Origin of the sequence: Streptomyces sp. NBC_00988, from assembly GCF_045162645.1 — a bacterium.
In the GTDB taxonomy this organism is placed as follows: domain Bacteria; phylum Actinomycetota; class Actinomycetes; order Streptomycetales; family Streptomycetaceae; genus Streptomyces.
This window is the reverse complement of record NZ_CP108730.1, coordinates 9954240-9978542: the sequence shown is the minus strand read 5'-3', so window position 1 is coordinate 9978542 and position 24303 is coordinate 9954240. Positions and strand designations below refer to the sequence as shown.

At 70.1% G+C, this 24303-nt stretch carries 18 protein-coding genes; 5 read left to right on the top strand and 13 right to left on the bottom strand.

Annotated elements, in window-relative coordinates:
* Positions 1-4: 4 nt before the first annotated feature.
* From OG496_RS45180 to OG496_RS45155, 6 genes are all read right to left on the bottom strand, one after another.
* Positions 5-856 carry a GNAT family N-acetyltransferase gene (locus tag OG496_RS45180; protein WP_405974995.1) on the bottom strand — a complete coding sequence of 284 codons (852 nt, stop codon included), beginning with the start codon at positions 854-856 and terminating at the stop codon, positions 5-7.
* A 113-nt stretch (positions 857-969) separates the two neighbouring features.
* Positions 970-1659: an alpha/beta hydrolase gene (locus OG496_RS45175; protein ID WP_366493596.1), complete on the bottom strand. Its 690-nt coding sequence runs from the start codon at positions 1657-1659 to the stop codon at positions 970-972.
* 82 nt (positions 1660-1741) lie between these two features.
* Complete coding sequence (locus OG496_RS45170; RefSeq protein ID WP_405974994.1) at positions 1742-2680, bottom strand: alpha/beta fold hydrolase; 939 nt, start codon at positions 2678-2680, stop codon at positions 1742-1744.
* 87 nt (positions 2681-2767) lie between these two features.
* Positions 2768-3736: an RNA polymerase sigma factor gene (locus tag OG496_RS45165; RefSeq protein WP_405974993.1), complete on the bottom strand. Its 969-nt coding sequence runs from the start codon at positions 3734-3736 to the stop codon at positions 2768-2770.
* 245 nt (positions 3737-3981) lie between these two features.
* Positions 3982-5364 carry an MATE family efflux transporter gene (locus OG496_RS45160; protein ID WP_405974992.1) on the bottom strand — a complete coding sequence of 461 codons (1383 nt, stop codon included), beginning with the start codon at positions 5362-5364 and terminating at the stop codon, positions 3982-3984.
* A gap of 46 nt (positions 5365-5410) precedes the next feature.
* Positions 5411-6424 (bottom strand): LacI family DNA-binding transcriptional regulator, encoded by a 1014-nt coding sequence (locus OG496_RS45155; RefSeq protein WP_405974991.1) that lies wholly within the window; start codon positions 6422-6424, stop codon positions 5411-5413.
* 137 nt (positions 6425-6561) lie between these two features.
* On the opposite strand from OG496_RS45155, the gene OG496_RS45150 reads away from it, so the two are divergent.
* Positions 6562-7716 carry a Gfo/Idh/MocA family protein gene (locus OG496_RS45150; RefSeq protein ID WP_405974990.1) on the top strand — a complete coding sequence of 385 codons (1155 nt, stop codon included), beginning with the start codon at positions 6562-6564 and terminating at the stop codon, positions 7714-7716.
* A gap of 142 nt (positions 7717-7858) precedes the next feature.
* Positions 7859-10180 (top strand): LuxR C-terminal-related transcriptional regulator, encoded by a 2322-nt coding sequence (locus OG496_RS45145; RefSeq protein WP_405974989.1) that lies wholly within the window; start codon positions 7859-7861, stop codon positions 10178-10180.
* Between the two features lie 270 nt (positions 10181-10450).
* On the opposite strand, the gene OG496_RS45140 is transcribed toward OG496_RS45145, so the two are convergent.
* The 6 genes from OG496_RS45140 to OG496_RS45115 form a co-directional block, all read right to left on the bottom strand.
* Positions 10451-11347, bottom strand: a complete 897-nt coding sequence (locus OG496_RS45140; protein WP_405974988.1) for a trypsin-like serine peptidase — start codon at positions 11345-11347, stop codon at positions 10451-10453.
* Positions 11348-11406: 59 nt separating this feature from the next.
* The gene (locus OG496_RS45135; RefSeq protein WP_405974987.1) at positions 11407-11820 is read right to left on the bottom strand and encodes a hypothetical protein; all 414 of its coding nucleotides are present in this window, start codon (positions 11818-11820) and stop codon (positions 11407-11409) included.
* A 46-nt stretch (positions 11821-11866) separates the two neighbouring features.
* On the bottom strand, positions 11867-12571 hold the full coding sequence (locus OG496_RS45130) for a DUF4232 domain-containing protein (protein WP_405974986.1): 705 nt from the start codon (positions 12569-12571) through the stop codon (positions 11867-11869).
* A 239-nt stretch (positions 12572-12810) separates the two neighbouring features.
* Complete coding sequence (locus OG496_RS45125) at positions 12811-13698, bottom strand: glycoside hydrolase family 19 protein (RefSeq protein ID WP_033279259.1); 888 nt, start codon at positions 13696-13698, stop codon at positions 12811-12813.
* Between the two features lie 228 nt (positions 13699-13926).
* Positions 13927-16293, bottom strand: coding sequence for a penicillin acylase family protein (locus tag OG496_RS45120; protein ID WP_405974985.1), 2367 nt, complete (start codon positions 16291-16293; stop codon positions 13927-13929).
* A 177-nt stretch (positions 16294-16470) separates the two neighbouring features.
* Complete coding sequence (locus tag OG496_RS45115) at positions 16471-17379, bottom strand: SGNH/GDSL hydrolase family protein (protein WP_405974984.1); 909 nt, start codon at positions 17377-17379, stop codon at positions 16471-16473.
* Positions 17380-17535: 156 nt separating this feature from the next.
* Here OG496_RS45115 and OG496_RS45110 point away from each other — a divergent pair, with 156 nt between their 5' ends.
* Positions 17536-17808, top strand: a complete 273-nt coding sequence (locus OG496_RS45110; protein ID WP_399389329.1) for a Smr/MutS family protein — start codon at positions 17536-17538, stop codon at positions 17806-17808.
* Between the two features lie 102 nt (positions 17809-17910).
* Here OG496_RS45110 and OG496_RS45105 read toward each other — a convergent pair whose 3' ends face one another.
* Complete coding sequence (locus OG496_RS45105; protein ID WP_405974983.1) at positions 17911-21198, bottom strand: lectin; 3288 nt, start codon at positions 21196-21198, stop codon at positions 17911-17913.
* Between the two features lie 444 nt (positions 21199-21642).
* On the opposite strand from OG496_RS45105, the gene OG496_RS45100 reads away from it, so the two are divergent.
* Together OG496_RS45100 and OG496_RS45095 are read left to right on the top strand one after the other, a co-directional pair.
* Positions 21643-22266, top strand: a complete 624-nt coding sequence (locus tag OG496_RS45100) for a YcxB family protein (protein WP_405974982.1) — start codon at positions 21643-21645, stop codon at positions 22264-22266.
* A 265-nt stretch (positions 22267-22531) separates the two neighbouring features.
* Positions 22532-24238, top strand: coding sequence for a carbohydrate binding domain-containing protein (locus OG496_RS45095; protein ID WP_405974981.1), 1707 nt, complete (start codon positions 22532-22534; stop codon positions 24236-24238).
* Positions 24239-24303 lie beyond the last annotated feature (65 nt).

Sequence of the window (24303 nt, the reverse complement as noted above, 5' to 3'; positions counted from 1 at the left end):
CCGCTCAGCCCGCGTCGGGTTCCGGCTGCCAGGTCCAGTTGGGGCGTTCGTAGGCCACCTCGAAGCCGAGGCGGAGCATGTTGTGCAGCGAGCTGTTGTGGGTGTCGGGCTGCTCGGCGCCGGTCTCGGCGACGAGGACACGGCACCCCAACTCCCGTGCCGTGCGCGCCCGGGCGGCGAGCAGGGCGGTCTGCCCGCCGCGCCCCCGTGCGTGGGGCAGTACGGCGCCGGCGAACATCTGCGCCGTGTCACCGCGGACGAGCATGGTGCCGGTGCCGACCAACTCGCCCTCCAGCCACGCCCCGTAGGGATGCCAGCCCGGCCGGGACACGGTCGCGGCCCCCATCTCGGCGTAGTGCTCGACCGGTGTTCCGAAGGCCCGCATCATCACCGTGCCCCATTCCAGGGCGTGTTGGGCCTCCAGCGGGGTGACGCTGATGCCGTCGGGCAGTACGTCCAGGGCGTCGGCGCGGGCGACGGCCTCCTCGGTCGTGCCGACGAGCTTCGCCCAGGACGAGGTCTGGACGATGCCTTCCCGCTCGCAGATCTCCGACCAGTCCTCGGGCAGGAAGGCGGGCGCTATCTGGAAGGCGGCCTGCGGGGTACCCGCCGCACGGTAGAAGTCGCAGACCTCTTCGACGAGTTGGGCCGTGACGGGCGCGGTGACACCGAAGCCGAGGGCCTTGCTCCAGAAGCGGGTGATGTCGTCGCGCATCGACAGCACCACACCGCCGCCGATCCTCGTGGCGGTCATGCCCAGCGCGGTGCGGACGGGCTCGGGGGTCTCCGTCTGGAATCGGTAGAGTGCCTCCGCCTCGGACTGTTCGGCGACGGACGGCTGGACGACGGTCGTCATGGATCTGTTTCCCTCTCGGGTTCGCTCGGCTTCCCTCGGGAAGCCACGCGGACAGCCCGCCTGTGAACAGGCGGGCTGAAGCGGGGAGTTGACAGGTGGTCAGGGAGGGGACATCAGGCCTGGTGGGCCGCGGCCTGCTTGATCAGGTCGGCCACCGCCGCGGGCTGGGAGACGTAGATGGCGTGGCTGCCGGCGGCCTCGGCCACGGTGGCGCCGGCGCGCTCGGCCATCTGGTGCTGGACCGGCGGCGGGATCATGTGGTCGTCGGCCGCGACGAGGTACCAGCTGGGCTTGGTCCGCCAGGCCGGCTCGGTGATCGCTCCGCCCACCGCGCCCAGGCCCCACGGAACCTGCGCGTCGGCGAGGAACGCGGCCTCCTCGGCCGGCAGGTCGCCGGCGAAGGACGCGGCGAACTTGTCACGGTCCAGGAAGAGGAAACCGTCGACCGGCGGCAGGATCGGCGGCACGGGCGCGCCGGGTGCCGGGTCGGCGACCAGCGAGCCGACCGACTCGCCCTTGTCCGGCGCGAAGGCCGCGATGTAGACGAGCGCGGCGACACCGTCATGGCGGCCGGCCTCGGTGATCACGGCACCGCCGTAGGAGTGGCCGACGAGGACGGCCGGGCCGTCGAGGGCGTCGAGGGCCCGCTGGGTGACCGCCACGTCGTCGGCGAGGGACACGGTCGGGTTCTGCACGACGCTGACGTTGTAGCCGTCCTGGGTGAGCAGGCGGTGCACCGACTGCCAGCCGGAACCGTCGACGAATCCGCCATGCACGAGAACGATGTTCTTCACGGCACTCATGCCGATGCTCCTTGTTTGTCGGAAACCCTGCGGGCAAGTCCAAACTAGGCCGGACCGCCCGCCGGGGCTTCGACCAAATGACCTAGTTGCCCATGACCTGGTTGCCGGCAGTGGTCCCGTCTCCGCCGACGGGGGCCTCGACGAAGGCCGTCACCGCCTTCGCGAAGGCCTCGGGTTCCTCCAGGTGACCGAAGTGCCCGCTGTTCTCCAGGATCACCAGCTCCGACCCCGGGATGAGCTCGTGCAGTTCCTCCGCCCAGCGCACCCCGCAGATGACGTCGTGGCGGCCGACGAGGACGAGGGCAGGCACGGTGAGCGAGCCGAGGTCGGCGCGGTCGTCGATGACGTCCGGGGTGAGGTCGTCGTCCAGCCCGGAGATATAGGTGGCCGTCACCGCGGCGCGCGCGGGGCCGAACTCGTCCTCCCGGCCCCAGAAGTCGGCGAAGTACGCGGGGAAGATCCCCCGCGCAACGGCGGTCATCTGGGCGTCGTCGGAGATGGTGGGGATGCTCTGGAACGCTCCAACGACCTCGGGGAGCCCCGGGTTGTCGGCGTGCCGGGCGGCGAACTCCTGCACCTTGCGCATGGCCTCGGCGCCGTGCTCGGGACCGGTCACCGGCGCGCTGTCGTAGAGGATCACGCCGGCGACGCGGTCGGGGTGGTGCAGGGCGTGGTACTGGGCGACGAAACCACCGTGCGAGTGCCCGAGGAGGTGCACCTCGGGGATGCCGAGGTGCTCGATCAGCGCCGCGAGGAAGCGGCTGTAGCGGGCCCGGGTGTAGCCGTGCGGGTGGGAGGGCAGGCGGTCGGAGGCGCCGGTGCCGATGGGCTCCGGGTAGACGACCGTGAGGTGCTCCTCCAGCGCGGGCATGCGCAGGTAGTCCCAGATGATGCCCGGTCCGCCGGAGTGCGCGATGCAGACCGGTCCAACGCCGTGGACGTGGTAGCTCTGCGTGACCCCGTCGATCTCGACGGTGTGGGTCCCGGTGGCGAGCGGGTCGGTCGAGGGGGTGGTGCTCATGGGGGATCTCCCTGTTCGGCATACGGCGATGACACGGACAGGACGCGGGAGACAGCGCGAAGTTCGAAATGAATGACGTGACGCCGGTCACATGACGAGGGCGCGCGGGACGGGCACCGGCCGGGGATGCACGAGACGCAGCCGGTGCACCCGCCCGGCACCGTCCAGACTCATCAGCCAGGCCACGGCGGGCGGGCAGTGGTCGGGGGCGTCGTCGGGATTGCTGATGTCCATCTCCCAGACGACGAGCGACCGCCCGGCCACGGCGTGCGCGAGATGCTGCCGTACGCCGGCCTCCAGATCGCACTCCATCCCGCGCACCAACAGGCTTCTCCCGCCCACCGGTTGGTTCCCCTGCACCAGCGCCGCCTCGGGCGACCAGCGCTCGGTCAGCAGCTTCCCGAAGTGCCCGCTCTCGGCCGCGTGCAGCGTCTCGCGCGCCTCGATCCGGCTGGCCCGGGTGCGCCGCCCGACGTCACCGTGCGGGGCGTCGGCCGTGGCGGCGAGGGCCAGCGCGAGCTTGGCCCGCCCCTGACTGAGCCGACTGCGGACCGTTCCAACGGGCACCCCGCACGCCTCGGCGATCTGCTCGTACGACGTGACACCGACACTGAAATGCCGCAGCACGAGCGGCAGCCGCAGCGCGGGAGACAACTCCTCGACGGCCTCCCAGATCCAGTCCCGCAGGGCGTGCCGCTCCAGCCACCGCTCAGGACCGGACTCCGTGACGGGCACATGCAGATCATCGAGCGGCCGGAAATCGACGGTCCCACGCAGCAACGAACGGGCATGGTTCCGCACGATCATCCGCAACCAGGCTCCTACGGCCTCCGGGTCGCGCACGTCCCCCACGCGCCGGAGCGCGGTCAGCGCCGCCTCCTGCATCACGTCGTCGACATCGGGCCCCGGCCCCAGCACACTCACCGCGACGGCCCGCATCCCGGCCCGGTGCCGCTCCAGCAGCAGCCCCAGGGAGGCGACGTCCCCGGTCTGCGCGGCCAGGGTGAGCGCCGCGTCCTCGATGCGCGTGATCTCACCCAGGTTCCGGCTGCTCATGCTGCCCCTCTTCCGGCGCCACCGTCGTCCGTACGACCGTAATGGGCGCGTGCCGTGACGTCACATCGCGCGGACGCCCGACGGGTCCGGCGTCGCACCAGGTGCCCGTTGCGGACACCCGGGTCCCGCACACCGTCGATACGCCCCGGGCCAAGGGTGTTCAGCGACTGTTCAACGACTTGGACCGGTCCCTACGACCGTTGCGGGCATGCCCAGTCGACGACCGGAGGGGCTTCGGCAACTGCTCAACGCCCCCGACCGGATTCTGGAACCGCGCCCGCGCCGGTGTTCGCGCCGCGCACGCCCGCCGGGACGACCGTGCCGACGATCCGCCCGCTGTGCCGCCGGAAGGAGACGAACTTGGTCACGGCCTGGAGGAGGTTCGCGCAGGCCAGCGCGGTCCACAGCCCGCCCAGTCCCGCCGCGTCGGCGACCGGCACGGCGAGGGCCGCGAGCACCCCGAACCACACCGCCGTGGACACCAGGCTCGGCACGGTGCGCTTGAGCCCGACGAGTCCGAAGCCCGCCACGGCCTGCAGGGCATCGGTGACGACCACCGCGAGGACCAGCGGCAACAGCCGTACGACCTGGTCCGCGAGCCCCTGATCCCTGGTGAACAGGCCGATCACCGGGTCCCGCAGCACGACCAGGACGGACCCGAGCCCGACGACCGCGCACAGGGCGACCCCGATCCCGGCGTCCACGCTGCGCCGGATGCGGGCCAGGTCGCGTTCCTCGGCGTACCCGGCGATCAACGGCACCGTGGCCTGCCCGACCGCCACGGCGGCGGTGAAGACGACATTCACCAGGGACTCGGAGACGCTGTGCACGGCGGCGCTGTCGGTGCCGATCCGGGCGGCGGCGAAGGTCAGCACGCCCAGCACGGAGAACTTCACCAGCACGGTCGCGCCGAGCGGCACTCCGACCCGGGCCAGCCGCAGCACCTCGCGCGGATCGGGCCTGCCGGGCCGGACCGGCCGCCCGGCGAGCACGGTCCGCCGACGCAGCGCGTACTGGTTGAGCCCGGCCCCGACCGCGCTGGAGCCGAGCATGGCCACCCCGGCCCCCGCCAACCCGAAACTCGGCAGCGCCCCCGGCCCCCCGACCAACACCACCGACAACACCACGGACACCCCGGTCCCCACGAGCCCGGACCGCATCACCTGCGCCGACCGCCCGAGCGCGACCAGCACGGACGAGGCCGACGAGTTGACGGCGATCAGCAGCACACTGCCCGCCAACATCCAGGGAAACAGCCCTAGTTGATCGAGTACAGCCCCCGGCACCCCGAACGCCCCACCGAGCAACGGCACCGCGCCAACGGCCGCCGCACACACCCCGCCCACGACGAACGCCAGCCACATCCCGCTCCGCACCACCGGCAACAGCCCCTCGGGGTCCTCCCGATGCGGCGCGACGAACGGCATGACCCCGCGCAGCGCCCCCGCCACAGTGGCCGTCGCCGGACTGAACACGGCGATCGTCACAGCGAACGCGGCCAACGAGACGGTGGCGTGCCGCCCCAGCAACGCGGTGTCGACGAGCGACCCGGCGGACGCGGCGAGGGTGCTCGCATACAGCGGCGCGGCGGCTCTGGCGATGGTCATGAATGTGGTGCGTTCACTCACGCTCGCTCATCCTGCCAGTCAACCACCGCGCCACGCACACGAGTTACTACGGCGTCACGTTCGCGGGCGGCGGCCCCGTACTCCCCCGCACCTCAAGCCTCGGCTCCGACAACACCGTCTCCTCCGGCCGCCTCGGCTCCCTCATCCGGTGGACGAGAAGCTGCGCGGCGCGGCGGCCGATGTCGTGGCTGCCGTTGTCGACGGTGGTGAGCCAGAGGTGTCGTAGGCGCGCGAGGTACGTGTTGTCGTAGCCGACGAGGGAGAGGTCCCGGGGCACCTGGAGGCCCAGTTCCTCGGCTGCCGACAGGGCGCCGACGCACGCGATGTCGTTGAAGGCGAAGACGGCCGTGGGGCGTTGCGCGGCGGTGAGCAGGCGGACCATCGCGCGGTAGCCGCCCTCCTCCGTGTGGTCGCCCTGTTCGACCGTCGCGAGGTCGGTCAGGCCGTGGTCGTCCATGACCATTTCGAAGGAGGTGCAGCGGAGTGCGCCGGCGACGCCCGGGCCGGCGATGTGGGCGATACGGCGGTGCCCCAGGGAGATGAGGTGTTCGGTGGCCAGGATAGCGCCGTACGAGTCGTCGCCGGCCACGACGTCGACGTGGGGCAGGACCGGTTCAACGGCGCCCGCGACCACCGTGGGGATGTGGGTCGCGGCGGCGAGGAGATCGTCGGAGCCGGGGAGGGTGCCCACCACGATCAGGCCGTCGACGCGGAGTTCGGTGAAGATGCGGGTGAGGTCCTCGCCGAGGTGGCGGTTGAGGCGGCCGTCGGCCAGCATCATGTGCAGGCCCTGCTCGTGGAGGCGGGAGCCCAGGCCGTCGAGGAGTTCCACGAACCAGGGGTTGCGCAGGTCGTTCAGCAGCACGCCGACCGAGCGGGTGCGGCGCTCGCTGAGGCTGCGGGCGGCGGCGTTCGGGCGGTAGCCGAGTTCCTCCACAGCGGCCAGCACGGCCTGCCGTTTCTCCGGTCGGACCTGCTCGGAACCGCGCAGCACCAGGGAGACCAGGGATTTCGACACACCGGCCCGCTCGGCGACATCACGGATGGTCGGAGCGCTCATGGCTGGACCGTTCCATGCGGTCGCGCCCCCTGTCAAAGGCGCGGACACTCGGTGTTGACGTCCATGTATTGACATCAGGATGAATGGGTTCCAGTGTGGCGGGGACAGTTTATGGACCGGTCCAAAGAAGGGTAGTCATGGTGACCTCGCTCGGTGTTGCCGTCGTGGGCTTCGGATGGATGGGGCGGGTGCACACCCAGGCGTACGCCCGTGTCCCGCACCACTTTCCGCAGCTGACCGTGCGGCCGCAGCTCGTGACGGTCGCCGAGGAGGTGCCCGGGCGGGCCGAGCAGGCGGCCGAACAGTTCGGCTTCGCCTCCACGACCCGCGACTGGCGCGAGGTGGTCGACGACCCGCGGGTGCGGGCGGTGAGCATCACCGCGCCGAACTTCCTGCACCGCGAGATCGGCGTCGCGATGGCGGAGGCCGGCAAGCACATCTGGATCGAGAAACCGGTGGGCCTCTCGACGGCGGACGCGTCCGCCGTGGCCGACGCGGTCACCAAGGCCGGCGTGCAGGGCGCGGTCGGCTTCAACTACCGCAACGCGCCTGCCGTGGAGGCCGCCCGCGACCTGATCGCCTCGGGCGAGCTGGGCACGGTCACCCACATCCGCGTCCGCCTCTTCAGCGACTACGCGGCCCACCCGGACGGCGCCCTGACCTGGCGCTACGAGCTGGAGCGCGGCGGCCACGGCGTCCTGGGCGACCTCGCCTCGCACGGCGCGGACCTGGCCCGGTACCTCCTCGGCGACATCGCGTCCCTCGCCGCCGACACCGCGATCTTCCTGCCGCGGCGGGCCCGCCCCACCGGCGCGATCGCGGGCCACGCCCTGGCCACCGGGGGCGAGTTGGGCCCGGTCGAGAACGAGGACTACGTCAACTGCCTGCTGCGGTTCGCCTCCGGTGCCCGGGGTGTCCTGGAGGCCTGCCGAGTCTCGGTCGGCGAGCAGAACAACTACGGCTTCGAGGTGCACGGCACCAAGGGCGCGGTGTTCTGGGACTTCCGCCGGATGAACGAGCTGGCGGTCAGCCGCGGCACGACGTACCAGGACCAGCCCGTGACCACGGTGTATGTCGGCCCGGGCGACGGCGAGTTCGGCGCCTTCCAGCCGGGCGCGGCGAACGCGATGGGCTACGACGACCTCAAGGTGATCGAGGCGTACCGCTTCCTGCGCTCCGTCGCCGAGGGCGTGCCGTACGGCGCGACGCTCCCGGATGCCGTACGCAGCGCGGCAGTTGTGGACGCCATGGTGCGTTCGGTCGAGACCGGAACCTGGGTGAGCCCGGCGTGAACGGCGCGCGCGTCGCCTGATCGACGCGCCGCCGGGCGCCCGCGCGATCTCGCGCCCACCCGCCGGACTCGACTACCGTTCACGCTCGGGAGTCACTCGCCTACGCTGTGGTGACCGGTTGGCGGACGGGTATGGGGGCGGCATGGGATACGGCTTCGGACAGCGGCGGGGCGGTCAACTCCCCGTGGAGTTGACCAGCTTCGTCGGACGCGCCGAGGAACTCGGGATGCTGCACGCCGAGTTGGCGCGGTCGCGGCTGGTCACGCTGGTCGGTCCGGGCGGTGTCGGCAAGAGCCGTACGGCACTGCGCGCGGCCCGCGCGGTCGCGGACCGGTTCGCCGACGGGGTGCGGCTGGTGGAGCTGTCGGCCCTGCACGACCCGGAGTTGGTGCCGCCGACGCTCGCCGGCGTCCTCGAACTGCCCGAGCAGTCCGGCATGACCCCGTTGGACGCCATCGTGGAACACCTGCGCGGGCGACGGATGTTGATCGTCCTCGACACCTGCGAGCACCTGGTCGACGCGTGCGCGATGCTCTGCGACATCCTGCTGCGCGAGGCCCCCGGGCTGAGCGTCCTCGCCACCAGCAGGCAGCCGCTCGACGTGCCCGGTGAGCGCTGTCTGCCGATCGCCCCGCTGGCCCGCGCGGACGCCGTCGACCTGTTCGCGCAGCGCGCCGCGGCCGTCACCGGCGGCCCCGCGCTCGACGGCGCCGACCGGGAGCACACCCTCGCCCTCGTCGACCGCCTCGACGGCATCCCCCTCGCCCTCGAACTCGCCGCCGTACGCCTGCGGGCCGTACCGCTCGCGGAACTCGTCGCCCGCCTGGACCGCCACTGCGAGGTCCTGACCGGCGGCCGCCGCACGGCACTCACCCGCCACCAGACGCTGCGCGCGGCCATCGACTGGTCCTACGACCTGTGCACACCCCAGGAACAACTCCTGTGGGCCCGGCTGTCGGTGTTCGCCGGTTCCTTCGAACTGTCCGCGGCCGAGCGGGTGTGCGCGGGCGGCGACCCTGGTGGAGCGGTCCAACTCGACGGCGAGCAGGTCGTCGAGGCGCTGGTCGGGCTCGTCGACAAGTCGGTCGTCCAGCGCATCGGCGAGGACGGCGGCCGCTACCGGCTCCTGGACACCATCCGCGAGTACGGCACCGCGCGCCTGGCCGCCACCGACGACGCCGAGGCCGTACGACAACGGCACTTCGCCCACTACGACGAACTCGTCGACCGCTTCTGGAACGGTCTGATGGGCCGGGGCCAGGTCCAACTCCACCACGCCGTACGCGCGGAGATCGCCGACGTACGGGCCGCCCTGGAGTACGGCTGCGCCACCGAGGGACGGGCGAGCGACGCGCTGTGGCTGGCGACGCGGCTCGGGGCGTACTGGCGGGCGGCGGGGACGCTGTCGGAGGGCCGGTACTGGATCGACAAGGGGCTCGGGCTCGTCCCGCAGGACTCCGCGACACGGGCCTGGGGCCTGTTCATGACCGGGGTGTTCGGGGTCTGGACGGCCGATCTGGAGACGGCGTTGGACCGGTTTCCGCAGGCCCTCGACGTGGCGCGCCGCGTCGGCGAGAGCCGCGTGGAGCTGTTCAGCGAGGGCTACTTGGGCGCCCTGACGCTGCTCGGCGGGGCCGTCGAGGAGGGGGCGGCCGCGCTCGAAGCGGTCCGCCGGCGGATGATCGCGGCGGACGACGCGCTGGGCATCGGCGTCGTCCACTACGAAGGCGCCCTGCTGTACGCCGCGTTGGGCTTCACGGACCGCGCGCTGGAGTGGTGCGAGACGGGCCTCACGTATCTGGAGGGCCGGGGCGAACGCCAGTTGTACGGTTCCACGCTCTCCGTCCAGGGCGTGATCCTGTGGCTCGTCGGCCGCCCCGAGGAGAGCGCGACGGCGTTGCGCCGGGGCCTGGAGGCGGCGAGCGAGATCGGCGAGGTGCTCGTCGCCGCACTCGCGTCGCTGGGCCTCGCCTGGCACGCGGCCGGGCAGAAGCGGTACGTCAGGGCCTGCTGGCTGATGGGATACGCCGAGCACGCGCGACGGCTGGGCGGTGACCCGGTCGGCATGCTGCCCCGACTGCTGGAGGAACAGGAGTCCCAACAGCGGGCGGTCCGGGCGGCGTTGGGCACGGAACAGTACGAGCGGTGGCGGGAGGCGGGCGCCCGGATGTCGGGCCGCGAACTCCTGGACGCCGTACGCACGGACGCGGACGAACCGCCCGGCATCCCCACGGCCCGCCCCGCCACGTCCGACACGCGCCCCGCCGACCCCCTCACCCGCCGCGAACGCGAGGTCGCCGCGCTCGTCACCCAGGGCCTGTCCAACCGGGAGATCGCCGAACGGCTCGTCATCTCCAAACGCACCGTGGATGCCCATGTCGAGCACATCCTCGCCAAGTTGGGCATCACCTCGCGTACCGAGATCCTGGCCGCGGCACAGCCCGAGGGCACCAAGTCCGCGTAGGTATCCGGTACCTACGTACCCCCTCCGAGCCCCACGCCGACGCCTACGTGCACCCATATCGCCACCGATCTACGGGAGTTCACGCCCCCCGCACCCGCACGCCACCCCAAGCTGGTCCTACCGCCAGGGGAACGGGACGTGTCGGGGCCGGCAGTGTTGGTCAACCCCACGGCTGTCATGGCAAGGCATCCGGCACCGCACCTCCCCTGGCGGTATTCGCGTAGGGCTGCCCCTGTCGGCGGGGGCAGCCCTCCTCAAAGGGCCCTGAGATCAGCCGCGTTCGGCCCTCTCGTACATCGTCTTGGCCGTGGCGCCGAGGATCTCGCCGTACATCTTGGTCGGCGTGAAGCCGTCCAGCGAACTGTTGACCGAGACGAGGGTGCCCTGTCCGGTGCTCTCCTTGAAGTCGGCCAGCCACGGGCCGCCGCTGGAGCCGCCGGTCATGTCGCAGGGGATCACCTGCTGGCCGTTCTCCTTCTTCTCCGTGCCCACACAGCGCAGGAGTTCCTCGCCGAGCTGCGGGTGGGTGGCGGGGTAACCGAAGGACGAGATCTTCCCGCCGACGGCCCGGTTGAACGCGATCGGCGTCCCACCCACGACATCCGTGAGCCTACGACCGCTCTTGTCGGCGTCGACGACCATCGCGGCCACGTCGTTCGTCCCCTCCTCCGCGAAGGCACGCGGCGTCAGGACGGTCCGCACCGCGAAGGCGCCGTACGGCTGCCTGCCCTTGCTGTAGGCCGGTACGAACACCATCGACATGTTGGTGTTGACGGGCGAGGCGGACCGCCGGACGCAGTGCCCCGCGGTCATCACGACCGACCGGTTGGCGCTCTTCACGGCGGTGGCCGTGCACCAGGTGTCGGCCCCCGCGGCATTGACCATGAACATCCGCCCCACGGTCTTCAGCTGTGGACCGGTCCATGTCTTGGTCTTCGGCCCGGTCGGCCCGAGGTCCACCGACTTTCCTACGGCCTTGATCCGGGCCGGGCTCCAGTAGGCGAGGGCGTCCTTGCGTTCCTGGACGGTGAACGAGAAGGAGGACACCGGGTCGGGGGCGGCGGCGGCCGAGATGGGGACGGCGAGCGCGAGGGCCGTACCGGCCACGGTGAGCGCTGTGGCACGGCGGCGGAGAACTCGGCTCCCGGGAAGGGGGCAGTCGAACATGGGGGGATGTCTCCTCGACTGGTTCAAGTGGTTCTGGTAGCTGACGCGGCCCAGCCCGGCTACGCGCAATCCAAGAGAGGTAGATCCGGCGATCCGGGTTGCGTCGTCGCGCCGGATCCCGGTCGCGCCGTCGGGCCGGCGGCCGTCTCACGGAGGAAGGCGAGGAACTCCCCCACCGTGCAGCTCCAGAGCCGACGTTCCACCAACGCGCTGTGCCGGCGGGCGAGTTCGCGGTCGTCGCCGTAGGCGAACCGGACGACGATCGGGCCTTCGCACGCGCGGATCTCGATGGCGCTCGGCTGCACCTCGTCGGCGGACCGCAGGCCGACCGCGATGCCGATGATCTCCCAGACCAGCACGCCTGCTCTCCTGAACGCGCCGTCGGACGAGGTGTGCCACACCACCTCGAAGTGCTCGTGCGCGGGCGCCCCGGGATCGGGCCACCGGTTCACGTTGTTCGATGTAGTGGGCACACCTACGTCCTCTCTGTGCGGAACGGAACTTCGCGGCACGGACTGCCTAGTTGAGGGCGTCCTGGGGGTCGGTCAGCCAGTAGGTGGTGGTCAGGGAGCTGTCGATGTACACGCCCTTGCTGGGCAGCGCGACCTTGACGCCCGAGCCCACGAAGTCGAGCGCGCGGTTCTGGAAGATCACCGAGAGCGTCTTCGCGGTGTAGCCGCCGGAGCCGCTGCCGTCGGCGGCGGAGAGGCGGACGCCCGCGTAGCCCGACTGTCCGGGGCGGAGCGTGGTGACCGCCTGCGGCTGCGAGTCCTCGTCGACCGGGGGCACGGCTTGGGCGTCCGTGAACCGCAGGGCCGGGTAGCCGTACAGGTAGCAGGTCTTGGAGCCGGTGTTCTTGACGGTCAGCAGCAGGTGGTTCAGCGGACGCGTCACGGTCTGCGCGGTGACCTTGGTGTTGGCGCCGGTGCAGGTGACGATGGTTGAGGTCGACCCCTTGGACCCGGTGGACCCCTTGGCTGTGGTGCTGCCGCTGCCCGACTTCGAGGTCACGGCCACGTCCGTACCGGAGGCCGCCGCCTTGGTGTTCCCCGCGTCCGCCTCGGACGTCGCGGTCGAGGAGATGCCGTTGTCGGCGGCGACGGTCGGGGTGTTCTCGGCCGCCGAGTCCAGGTCGGTGCCGCAGGCGGTCAGCGCCAGCGAGGCGGCCGCGGTGAGGGTCGCGGTGAGGAGTGCCGTACGGCGGCGGAAGACAGTGTTGGACATGATCGGGTTCCCCCTGAGTGCGGTGCTGGAAGGCGAGCCACCGGGTTTCGTGGTGGGTCTCGCTGCGAACAACCGCAGCTTGCGCGGCGATCCGTCCCAGCCGCCAGAACAGTCGGGGGAAACGGGAAGCTGGAACGCTCACGCAGGTGATGACCTGCGCGAACGTCCCGTCCCTGGAACGCGTGGGTGGGACGGGTACCGGCCGTTGGAACGGTCCAGCCGGTGCCCGTACCGCACGGTCAGCAGTACAGGTTGGCCCCGGTGCTGGTCCCGAGGATCGAGGTGAACCGCGTGTAGGCGTCCACGCGGCTCTGCACCTGGGCGGGGCTCTTGCCGTCGCACTCGATCGAGCCGTTGATGCTGCGGATGGTCTGGCCGAAGCCGGCGCCGTTGACCATCGCGTTGTGCGGGGTCATGGAGCCGGGACCGCTCTGGGTGTTCCAGTACCAGAGCGCGGTCTTCCAGGCCACGGCCGAGTCGTTCTGCACCAGCCAGGGGTTGCCCAGCAGGTCGATGCCGAGTGCGTCGCCCGCGGCCTTGTAGTTGAAGTTCCAGCTGATCTGCAGCGGACCGCGCCCGTAGTAGGCGGCCTGACCGGCCGGGCAGCCGTACGACTGGGACCAGTCGCAGTACGTCGGGTAGTTGGCGGTGTTCTGCTCGACGATGTACACCAACCCGCCCGTCTCGTGGCTGACGTTGGCGAGGAAGGCGGCGGCCTCCTGCTTCTTCGTGGTGTCGCTGCCGGTGTTCGCGAAACCCGGGTAGGCGCTGAGGGCGGCGGTGAGACCGCTGTACGTGTAGAAGGAGTTCCGGCTCGGGAACATCTGGTTGAACTGGGCTTCGCTCACCACGAAGTTGCCCACGGGCGTGCCGGAGCCGTCGCAGGCGTACGGCTCCCAGAACCAGGTGCTGATGACCGGGTCGTAGCCCGGGTTGTCGTGCTCGGCGATGTACGCCTTGCCGTCGGTGTAACGGACGATCTGGCCGGTGACGTACGACTGGCCGGCCACCCAGTTCGGATAGCTGGAACAGGAGGCGGCGGACGCGCCGGCGGCGGGAAGGACCACGGGCGTCAGGCTACCGAGGACGAGTGCGGTCAGTACTGCGGCGATGCGGCGTCTCGACACAGGGTTCAACTCCTCTGTGGAGCACGGCCGTACCCCGCCAAGGGCAGGGCGAAGCGGAGCCTTTGTGCGCACGGGCCGGTCGGACCGGTCACGGCGTGGGGGGCGGCCGTGGTGGGGGATGACGCCACTCACTGAACCGCATTGGTATGTACCAGTCAAGGGTATAGACCAGTCAACCCCACACCGCGGCCGCCGAGTTACGACCGGCCCGCGCTACGTCGACCCTTGTCACCTGCGCAGAGTCGTCACCTCCAGACCCGGGTCGCCGGAGATCTCCGCCTGGGTGAACCGCTCCGTGACCCACTGCTTGCGCGAGAAGAGGCGGGTCTGGTCCGAGAAGTGGGGCGATGCCGGGTTCGCCGACTGGCCGTAGGTGAGGAGGGTGTGGGCGCGCGGCCCGTCGGGAGTCAGTTCCACGGTCATCAGGAAGCTGCTGCCGAAGGCCCCGGCGGTCGGGGTGCCGGTGCCCGAGTCGGGACTCGCCTCCACGACGTCGAAACAGCCCGCGTCGCAGCCGGGCAGCGGGATACCGTCCCACTTCTGTACGGCGCCCAGCTCGACGTCGATCGGGAGGTCACGAGCCGCGAAGTCCCGGACGGCGTCGGCCAGGGCACGTTGGACGCGCGGGTCCTCGCCGTTGAACCCCCTTGGTGTGGTGAGGGGTTGGGCGGGGTCGTAGGGGACGCGGCGCCAGGTGTCGGGCGGACCGCCGTCGAGGAGACGGTCGTAGAACGTGCTCCAGAGCACGATGCCCCGGCTGGTGGTGTCGGCGCGGGTGTCCCAGCGGGCGAGAGCCGTGCACGCCTGCCGTACGTCGACCCGCGTCCCGTCCGTGGCCGTCAGGCTCGGGTGGGCGCGGCACATGCCGACGATGTCGTCGCGGCCCGTTTCGGCCGACAGGACGCGGTTGCCGAGCATCGAGTCGCGCAGGGTGCTCTCGGTGAAGCCCGGGGCGCCCAACCCGTCGGTGCCGTCACGGCGTTGGGCGATCATGCGGAGTCCGAGCTGGGCCCGCCCGTCGAGGTGGGGATCGGTGTCGTACACGCCCGGGAGACCGGTGATCGGCGCCTCCGGATTGACGTACTGGGGACCGTTGTTGGAGTTGGCGACGTAGTCGGCACGGCTCAACTTCGGCTGGCGGGAGGGTCCGTAGAGGCCGGGCACGAGTGCGTCGGGGTCACTCCCCCAGACACAGGCCGACGTCGAACCGTCCAGGGCGCTCGGCCCCTCGTCGTCCGGGAGGGTGCAGTGGGCGAGTTGGGCGTCGGTGAGGTGCGGGACGGCCGAGGAGTCGGTGAAGTACGTGCCGCCACTGGTGTCGGCCGCGAGGGTGTAGGTCCAGGGAATGCCCTGGAACTCGTCCTGGGCGGCGCGGAGTTGGCCGAGGTTGCGTGCCTTGCCCATCGCCAGCCATGTGTTCATGGAGCGCAGGTTGCCGACGTTGGCGTCACGGATCGCGTAGGCGGTCGTCGCGGTCCAGCCGGACGAGAGGACGGGCCCGAAGTGCGAGGAGTACAGGGTCCGTTCGACGGTCGAGAGGTCACCGTTCGCGTCCCGGACGGTGACCGGAACCGTACGGCGTTCCATCGGTACGGTCCTGCCGTCGAGCACGTAGCTGGTCGGGTCGCCGGGGGCGAGCTTGAGCGCGTAGAGGGAGGCGTGCTGGGCATCGGTCGCGGTGTGCGTCCAGGCGAGGGTGCGGTTGTGGCCGATCTCGACCAGGGGTGTGCCGTAGAGACCGGCGCCGGCGACGTCCAGGGTGCCAGGAATCGTCAACTGCACTTGGTAGAAACGGAAGTAGCCGACCGCCCAGGGAAGGTGGGGGTTGGCGAGGACCATGGCGTTGCCGGTGCGGGTGGCGTCGCGGCCCAGGGCCCAGCCGTTGCTGCCGATGTCAGGGGCGGTAGCGGTAGCAGTAGCGAGGGTCGCGGCCGTTGCGCTGGAGACCGCCGTGTTCTTGCCGTCGGCAGTCGTCGTCGGAGGCTTCGCGTCGCCGATGTCCGGGACCAACGGCACTGTCGCGGTCACCCTGTTGACGTCGTAGACGACGTTCCACAGGTCGAGTGCGGTGATCGGCCGCACCCAGGGCTTGCCCTTGCACGTCGGGTCCGGCAGGTGGTCGACGCCGGTGTTGCGGAGATAGCGGTTGTACCCGGCGGCGTATCCCTCGACCATCCGGCGCAGTTCCGCCGTCGGTCCCAACGGGGCCTTCTGGGCGAGCAGTTGGCGGACGGTGCCCGCGCGCAGCTGCCCGCCGTAGTACGTGTCGCTCGCAAGGTTGGAGCCGCCCACTTCGCCCTCGCCCGGCTCTCCGTCGGACCCGAAGAACCGGGACCGCTCACCCCTCAACGTCACTACGTGGTCGGCTAGTTCGCACACGTTGTCCTGCGCGAACGCGTACCCGTAGCCGTATCCGAGCCCATCGAAGTCCTGGGCCAGGATGTGCGGGACGCCGTACTCGGTCCGGCTGATCCGGACCGAGTGACCGCCCTCGGCCACCGTCTCGCCGCCCTGCCCCGTCACGGCGGACGAGGACGCGGGCAGCAGCGCGACAGTGGCCGAGGTGAGACACAGGACGGCCGCGAATGCCGTCAACCGACCCGCTAAGGAACGTCTATGACACTTCGTCAGTTCTCTGGGTTCACCCATGGCCGCCACCTTGCAGGCAGGACCGAGGGGCCGTCATCGGGCCTCCGGCGGATATCCGGGCGGCCTGTCAGTCTGGGGATGTACGCCTTGAGGCACTGTCGTCCGTCCGGCATCGTCTGTCGTCTACGGCTTGTAGATCTGCCGCAGCGTGGCGATGGCCATCGCGAACTGGCCGGACTCATTGGGGTGCGCGGCCGCGGTGTTCGCGGCGGGGGTCAGCGACTCGACCCACCGTTCCTCACGCGGCCGGCACATGTCGTGGCCCACCGTCGCCGTATAGGTGTCCGCGTAGGACGCGTGCACGCCCTCGGCCGTCGCCTGGCGTCGTAGCGCCGCGTTGGCCTGCTTCGTGGTGTCCCGCAGATAGGCGAAGTCGCCCTTGGCGAAGGGGACTTCGGCGCAGCCGACGCCGTTGTCGGGGAAGAGCGCCGGGTACCCGACGACGATCACCTTGGCGTGCGGACTGCGTCGCCTGATGTCGGCGAGCACGTCGTGGACGCGCCCCTCCATGGTGGCGACGCGGTCGGCCAGTACGTCCTTGCCGTCCGCCGTGAAGTACTGCTTGCAGGGGGTGCCGTCCCGGTCCGTCGCGGCGACGCGGGCGCAGGTGGCGAGCACGCCGCTGAAGCCGACGTCGTTGCCGCCCATGGTCAGGGTGACGAGTCTCGTGCGGGGAATGAGCGCGTCGGCCTGGGGAGCCTTACTGCCCCTGGGATTCCAGTAGTTGTTCGTGGTGGCGCCGCTGCAGGTGACGTCGTCGAACGTGTGGTTCCGCCCCACCGACGTGGCGAACTCGGAGATCAGGCTGGGGTAGCTGCCGGTCGTACGGTCGCACTCCTTGTCCTTCACTCCGGCCAGTCCGGCCCCGGAGGCGTAGGAGTCGCCGAGCGCCACATAGGCGGGCCCGTCGGTGGAGGTGGCTGCGGCGGTCGGCGCGCTCAACGTGAGGACGACGGCCGAGGCGGCCAGGGCTCCGGCGGCGGCGCGGCGCGTCCGGGACTGCCTGTCCGGGGAACTGTTCGATCCGATCAATCCGAAAGGGGACACATCGCCTCCTCGTTCTCGGGGAATTGGGCAGGCGCCGGCCGGTGCCACGGAAGAGCTGTCGCTCTCTCGATGTGATCGAGCCTAGGGTCGGGGCGAGGCTCCGTCCTCGCGCTACGGGACGACCGCCTCGTAGAACCAAAGTTGGAGAACACCCCGGAGGCGATGGCCCTGATCACCTTGGATCTGCACCCCTACTTCCGCAGCGATCGCGACATCGACACGGCCCTGCGGCAGACCCTCTTCAAGGCCGCCGCGACCGGGGTCGACACCATCCAGATCATCCCGGGCAAGGGCACGGGCCAGCTCAAGAAGCGCGTGCTGGCCGTGCTGGCGCAGAAGCACCTCAAGAAGCTCTACGCCCGCGTGGAGCAGGACCCGACCAACGCCGGCCGGATCCTGGTCCACCTTCGATAACCAGCCCTCGGTTATTGGTTGTTGGCTACTAACTACTCGCTACCGACTACCGACTACCGACTACCGACTACTGGCTACTGGCTACTGGCTACTGGCTACTGGCTACTGGCCGAAGCCGTACGAGAACAAGTGATCCGTGCCCGTCGAGCCCGTCACCGGCAGCGTGATCGACGCGACCTGCTTGGACGGGTCCAGCGGGACCTTCGCGGCGAAGACGTACGTCTTCACGCTGTCCCGGCCCCCGCTCCCGGTGTTCCGGTAGGCCGTCGTGGCGGCTGTCGTGTCGCCCGGGATCGGCTTGCTGGAACCGCCGTTGAGGGTCCAGTCCGGGAAGGCGACCGTCCCCTGCGAGGTGGTGCCGTCGGTGTAGGTGACGGTCACCGCGCCCGAGACGCCGCTCCCGTCGGTCGGCGCGTTGGTCGCCGTGCCGAGCAGACCCAGCGACGCACCCGACGTACCGGCCGGCATCGAGATGGTCTGGCCGGCCATCTCCAGGTTGTCCAGCTGACCCGAAGTCACCGTCGGCCAGGTGTAGTTGATGCCGTCGACCGTGAGGGGCGAACCGCTCGTGACACCGGCGGCCGCCAGCGCGTTCTGCGAGAAGGCCCAACCGCCGCCGTCGAAACCGCCCGAGAAGGTGGCGCCGTCGGGATAGATGCCCTCGTTCGTGTTGTACGGCCACAGCGCACCGGCCTTGGCCACGGCTACCCGGAGGGTCGCCCCGGCCAGCGTCGCACCGGAGGTGTGGTCGGTCAGCGCGAACGTGACCGGGAACAGGCCCTCGTCCGCGCCCGCCGTCACCTTGATCTTGGCCTCGGCACTGCCAGCGGCGGGCACCGTGAGCGAGCCGGACGCCGGGGCCGGCGTGACGCCGGAGGGAGCCGTCGCCTTCCAGTCGACCGTGACGGCCGCACTGCCGAGGTTGGTCAGGTCGAGCGTGCCGTCACCGTCCGAACTCGGCTGGAGCACCAGGCCGTTGGCGGGACCGGTCGCGGCCAGCACCCGGCCGCCGCCCGTGGTGTCCGACGGCGGGGCCGCCGAAGGATCGGACGCCCAGGACGTGTTGGGCTGCGTGCCGAGCGTGAAGTCGAGCGTGCCCGCGCCCTGGAACTTCTGGTACGTCAGCCAAGAGGCGTTCCACGCCTTGCCGTTGACGCCGAGCGACTGCACGTACGGCGCGTCGGGCGCGGCCTGCGGCGCGTTGATCCGCACCGTCTTTCCGCTGCCGAAGGTCACCTTGGCCGCCGGGAACGCCGGGCTGCCGAGCGCCAGCGTGTCGGTGCCCGGGGTCTCCGGGTACATGCCGAGTTCGGACCAGACGTACCACGAACTCATCGCGCCGAGGTCGTCGTTGCCGAACGAGCCGACCGGAGCGTTGAAGTACAGCTTCTGCTGCGCCTCACGGACGGCGGCCTGCGTCTTCCAGGGCTGGCCGGTGTAGTCGTACTCCCAGGGGATCTCGACACTGGGCTCGTTGCTGAGGTCGGCGTCGGTGTTGCCAGGGGCGGTGATGTCGTCGAGCAGGCTGTCCAGGTAGGACGAGTACGCCTTGGTGCCGCCGCGGGCCTGGATGAGCTGTTGCAGGTTGAACGGGACCATCGGCGTGTACTGCGCGGAGGTGCCCTCGACGAATCCGTTGGAGGTGCCGGGGGTGAACCCGCCCGCGAACTGGCCGTCCTTGTTCTTGGCCTGCATGTAACCGGTCTGCGGGTTGAAGACGTTCATCCAGTCCTGGGCGCGGGTGGCGAACTCCTCGTAGACCGACGTCTTGCCCAGCGACTTGGCGAAGGCGGCGATCGCGTAGTCGGCGGAGTCGTACTCCAACTGCGTGGAGACCGGGCCGTAGAAGTTGCAGCAGTTGTAGTCGTTCTCGTCGAGCGGGAGGTAGCCCTTCGCGTCCCGGACCGACTCGCCGGGGCGGTCGTTGTTGGGGACGGTGGCTTCGTGCTGCAGGGCGGCAAGTGCCTTGTCGGTGTCGAAGCCCGTCGCGCCGAAGGCGTACGCGTCGGCGATGATGCCGGCGGCCGGGTCACCGACCATGACGTAGCTCTCGCCGTTGTTCGAGGCCCACTTGGGCAACAGACCTGTCTGGTCATAGCCGTTGAGCATCGAGGTGACGACGTCGGCCGTGACCTTGGGTTCGACCAGCGCCATCAGCTGGGTCTGGGAGCGATAGGTGTCCCAGCCCGAGTAGTTGGCGTACTGCGCCTTCTGCCCCTTGGCCAGTGTGTGGACCTGGTTGTCCATGCCCATGTACTGGCCGTCGTCGTCCGAGAAGACGTTGGGGTGCAGCAGCGCGTGGTAGAGCGCGGTGTAGAACTGCGTCTGTTGGTCGGCCGATCCGCCGCCCACCTGGATCTTGTTCAGTACGGCGTTCCAGGCGTCGTGGTTGGACCGTTCCACGGCGCCGACGTTCCAGTTCTTGATCTCGGTGGCGAGGTTGTTCGCGGCGCCCGCGTCACTCGTGTAGGAGACGCCGACCTTCGCGCTCACCGTGGGGTTCGCGGTGGTGTCGAAGGTGAGGTACATGCCGTTCGCGCCGGTCGTGGGCGGCTGGGCGGCCTTGGCTTTGGCTGTTGGACCGGTCCCGTGGATCGTGGGGGCGGGCTTCGCCGGGACCGTGAAGTGCTTCTCCTTCAGCGGCGCCGACTCGGTTGCCTGCGGGGCGAGTCGGGCCTTGCCGGCCTTCAGCGACTTCGCGTCGGGGTTGATGGTGCTGCCGACCCAGGTGCCGCTCGCGGTGAACGGCTGGTCGAACTTGATGTCGAAGTGCAGCGTGTACCTGTTGCTCGCGCCGCAGAAGTGACCGCTGTCGATCGCGCCGCTGATCTCCTTGTTGCTGACCACCTGGACGCGGGTCCCGTCCACCTGCGTGGCGCCGCCGCTCAACTTGAAGAGCAGGTTGGCCTGTTGACCCGTGGGGAAGATGAAGGTGCCGAGACCGGCGCGGGTGGTGTCGGTCAGCTCGGTCTTGACACCGTTCGCGTCGGTGACCTTGTAGCTCCCGATGCCGGCCTGCTCGTCGGCGTGGCCGAAACCGACGGACGTACTGCCGAGGTCGCCCGACAGCGCACCGGTCACCGGCAGGATCGGCAGGTCTCCCGCGACGGGACAGCCGGGTCCCGAGACGTGGGTGAGGCTGAAGCCGGAGAGCTTGGTGTCGTTGTACTCGTAGCCGCCGCCGTCGGGGCGGTTGGGCGTCGTGTCGGGCCCCCACTGCACCATGCCGGCCGGCATGTCGGGACCGGGGAAGGTGTCCACCGCACCGGAGGTGCCGATGAGCGGGTTGACGAGGGACGCGGGGTCCGTCACGAGGGCCGGTGTCGCGGTGCTCGCGGCCTGGGCGGCGCTGCCGATCGCCGTGAGCGGCAGGGCGGTCAGGCCCAACACGCAGACCAAGGCGAGGCGTTGACGGAATCTGTTGCGGTCACGTGGCACGGCTGAACGTCGGGGTCTCACCATCGGTCGCCTCCGCAGCGGTTCGTGCTTCGCAGATCAGGTGGCGGCGCGCCGGAGAACACCGGCACGCCGGCGACAGGCAACAGTTCCTGGTCGCTCCCACGGCCTGACAACGTTGCCATGCACGAGTGTCGAGTGAAACGCGTGCGCCGCCGGTGTGTCAACGAGGGCAACAGGACTTTCTGAGCACGAAGTTCGCCAAGAGGCGTATTCGACGATCCGGCATCGCACCCCGATCCGGGCGCGTACCCGACCGGGCGAAGCCGCCACCTCCCGTCCTCGGCACCACCGCGTCCGACGAACGTCCGAGGACTCCCAACTTCCGGCATGGACGACTACGATGCGCGGGCTCGCAGGCGCGGGACAGGAGGGCTGATGCAGCAGCAGACACTGACACTGCGGTACGTCCCCGATATCGACGACCTCCTGGACATGCTGGCCTTCTCCGCCGCACGGCGGCGCCTGAGGAGCCATGCGATGTTTCAGGCGGTCCTCACACTCACGGTGGTGTGGGCCTTGCTGGTGTTGGTGGCCACCGCCGCACCCACGTGGACGGCCACGTTTCTCGCACTGGTCCTGGCGTCAGGCTTCGTCATCTACACGCTGAGAACGTTCGTCCGCTCCACCTCGTGGGATCTTCGCCGCAGGGCACGCAGAGTCTGGCGCCGTTCGCCGACGTTGCGCCAGACACACGAAGAGGAGATCGGACCGTACGCCTTGACGTCCCGCGTGGAAGGGCGATCCAGCTCCTACGCCTGGTCGAATTTCACCGAACTCCGCGAGTCCGACCGGCAGTTCGTCCTCCTCGACCACGCGGGCAAACCCTCCGTCGCCCTGCCCAAGCGGGGCCTGTCCGACGCGGCACTCGTCCCGGTCTGCCGCGCACTCCTCACCGAGTACCTCGCGGGCACCTCACCCACGGGCTCCACAGCAACACCCGCCGACTGCCCACCCACCTCCGCCGACGAGCCCGAACCGCCACACGGCCGGAGCGCCTGAGAGCGCGCACAGCCCCTGCGCCTGACCGGCCGCGCCGGGCGCTCCCCGGTCCGACGCCTCCCCCAGGTCGGCCCGACCCCTGCCGTACCGCCGCTACCGCCTTGCACCCGCGGGGAGTTGACCCCGGTCGCCCCCGGTGCACCGAGTTGGTCTAGTCCTCTTGACGGAGGGCTCCGCGAGCTGTTTGGTATGTACCAATATCCCGCGCGACCCACCCCTCCCCACCACTCCGCCCCCGATGGGCACCCCCGAAAGGGGAACTGTCATGCGCCTGGCAAGATTCGCGGCTACCGTCTCCGCCCTCGCGCTCGCGGCGACCGGCGTCACCGTCGCCCTGGCCCCCGCGAGCAGCGCCGCGGGAAGCAGCGTCTACTCCGTGGCCCCCTACGTGGACATGTCGAACAGTCAGGAAGGACTGCTCGACACCGCCATCACCGGTCACAAGCTCAAGGCCTACACCGCGGCCTTCGTGCTCGGCGTCGGCTGCAACCAGATCTGGGGCGACACGCTCCCCATCGGCAACGACTCCTACACCGACCCCTTGATCGCCAAGGCCAAGTCCGAAGGCGCCTCCGTCATCGTCTCCTCCGGAGGAGCCAGCGGCGAACCCCTCGCGTGGACCTGCTCCACCCAGAGCAGCATCGACGCCGGCTACCAGGCCATCATCAACGACTACGGCGTCACCCAGCTCGACTTCGACATCGAGGGCGCCGCCATCGCGGACACCGCGGCCGCGGCCCGCCAGATGCAGGCGATGAAGGACCTCAAGGCGTCCAACCCGAGCCTGCAGTTCTCCATGACCCTGCCGGTGCTGACGAGCGGACTGACGGGCGACGGCGTCAACATCCTCAAGGCCGCCAAGAACGCGGGCATCAAGATCGACGTGGTCAACATCATGGCCATGGACTACTACGCCGGCACGGGCACCGAGATGGGCCAGGGCGCGGTCTCCGCGGCCAAGGCCACGCTGGCGCAGATGCAGTCCGTCGACTCCGGTTACACCTACGCCAACCTCGGCATCACACCGATGATCGGCAAGAACGACGACGGATCCACCTTCACGCTGGCCGATGCCCAGACCGTGGAGACCTTCGCCGCGCAGAACAGCGTCGGCCGACTGGCGTTCTGGGCGATCACCCGCGACCAGGCGTGCGGCGGAAGCGCCAACTCCCTGCCCACATGCAGTGAGATCAGCCAGAACAGCCTCGCGTTCACCGACGCGTTCGTGCCCTACGAGGGCAGTTCGGGCGGCGGCGGAGGCACCACCAGCGACTTCTCCCTGTCCCTGTCACCGGGTTCGGCCTCGGTCACCCAGGGCGGTTCGGCAACTGCGGCCGTGTCTACGGCGGTCACGTCCGGCAGTGCCGAGTCCGTCAGCCTCGCCGCGTCCGGCGCACCGTCCGGCGTCAGTGTCTCGTTCAGCCCCAACTCCGTTACCTCCGGCGGCAGTTCGACACTGACAGCGACGGTCGGTTCGTCGGTGGCGGCAGGCACGTACCCGATCACCGTCACCGGTACGGCCGCGACGGGCAGCCACAGCGCGACCTACACGCTCACGGTCACCACCACGGGAGGCGGCGGAGGAGGCGGGGGTTCACTGTCCAACGCGGGCTTCGAGACCGGCAGTTCGAGCCCCTGGACCTGCACGGGCGGCAGCGCGGTGGTCTCCACCCCGGTCCACAGCGGCAGCCACAGCCTCCAGGTCACCCCGAGCGCCAGCAGCACCGGCGAGTGCGACCAGAGCGTCACCCTGTCCCCCAACACCAGCTACACGCTGACCGCTTGGGTGCAGGGACCGTACGCCTACATCGGAGTCACCGGCGGCGCCTCCGCGAGCACCTGGTCGAACAACTCGGCCTGGAACCAGCTCAAGGTCACCTTCACCACCGGCAGCAGCGGAGCGGTCACGGTCTTCGTCCACGGCTGGTACGGACAGTCCGCCGTCACCGCCGACGACTTCACCCTCGGCTGAGCAAACCGACACGACCAGAACTGAATTGATGCTACGTCACTCACGCGCCGCGGCTGGGCAGTTGA

Bases quoted from the DNA above. Each gene is read 5' to 3' on its own strand.
- OG496_RS45180 (WP_405974995.1), bottom strand. From the start codon at position 856: ATGACGACCGTCGTCCAGCCGTCCGTCGCCGAACAGTCCGAGGCGGAG.
- OG496_RS45175 (WP_366493596.1), bottom strand. From the start codon at position 1,659: ATGAGTGCCGTGAAGAACATCGTTCTCGTGCATGGCGGATTCGTCGAC.
- OG496_RS45170 (WP_405974994.1), bottom strand. From the start codon at position 2,680: ATGAGCACCACCCCCTCGACCGACCCGCTCGCCACCGGGACCCACACC.
- OG496_RS45165 (WP_405974993.1), bottom strand. From the start codon at position 3,736: ATGAGCAGCCGGAACCTGGGTGAGATCACGCGCATCGAGGACGCGGCG.
- OG496_RS45155 (WP_405974991.1), bottom strand. From the start codon at position 6,424: ATGAGCGCTCCGACCATCCGTGATGTCGCCGAGCGGGCCGGTGTGTCG.
- OG496_RS45150 (WP_405974990.1), top strand. From the start codon at position 6,562: ATGGTGACCTCGCTCGGTGTTGCCGTCGTGGGCTTCGGATGGATGGGG.
- OG496_RS45145 (WP_405974989.1), top strand. From the start codon at position 7,859: ATGGGATACGGCTTCGGACAGCGGCGGGGCGGTCAACTCCCCGTGGAG.
- OG496_RS45140 (WP_405974988.1), bottom strand. From the start codon at position 11,347: ATGTTCGACTGCCCCCTTCCCGGGAGCCGAGTTCTCCGCCGCCGTGCC.
- OG496_RS45130 (WP_405974986.1), bottom strand. From the start codon at position 12,571: ATGTCCAACACTGTCTTCCGCCGCCGTACGGCACTCCTCACCGCGACC.
- OG496_RS45100 (WP_405974982.1), top strand. From the start codon at position 21,643: ATGCAGCAGCAGACACTGACACTGCGGTACGTCCCCGATATCGACGAC.
- OG496_RS45095 (WP_405974981.1), top strand. From the start codon at position 22,532: ATGCGCCTGGCAAGATTCGCGGCTACCGTCTCCGCCCTCGCGCTCGCG.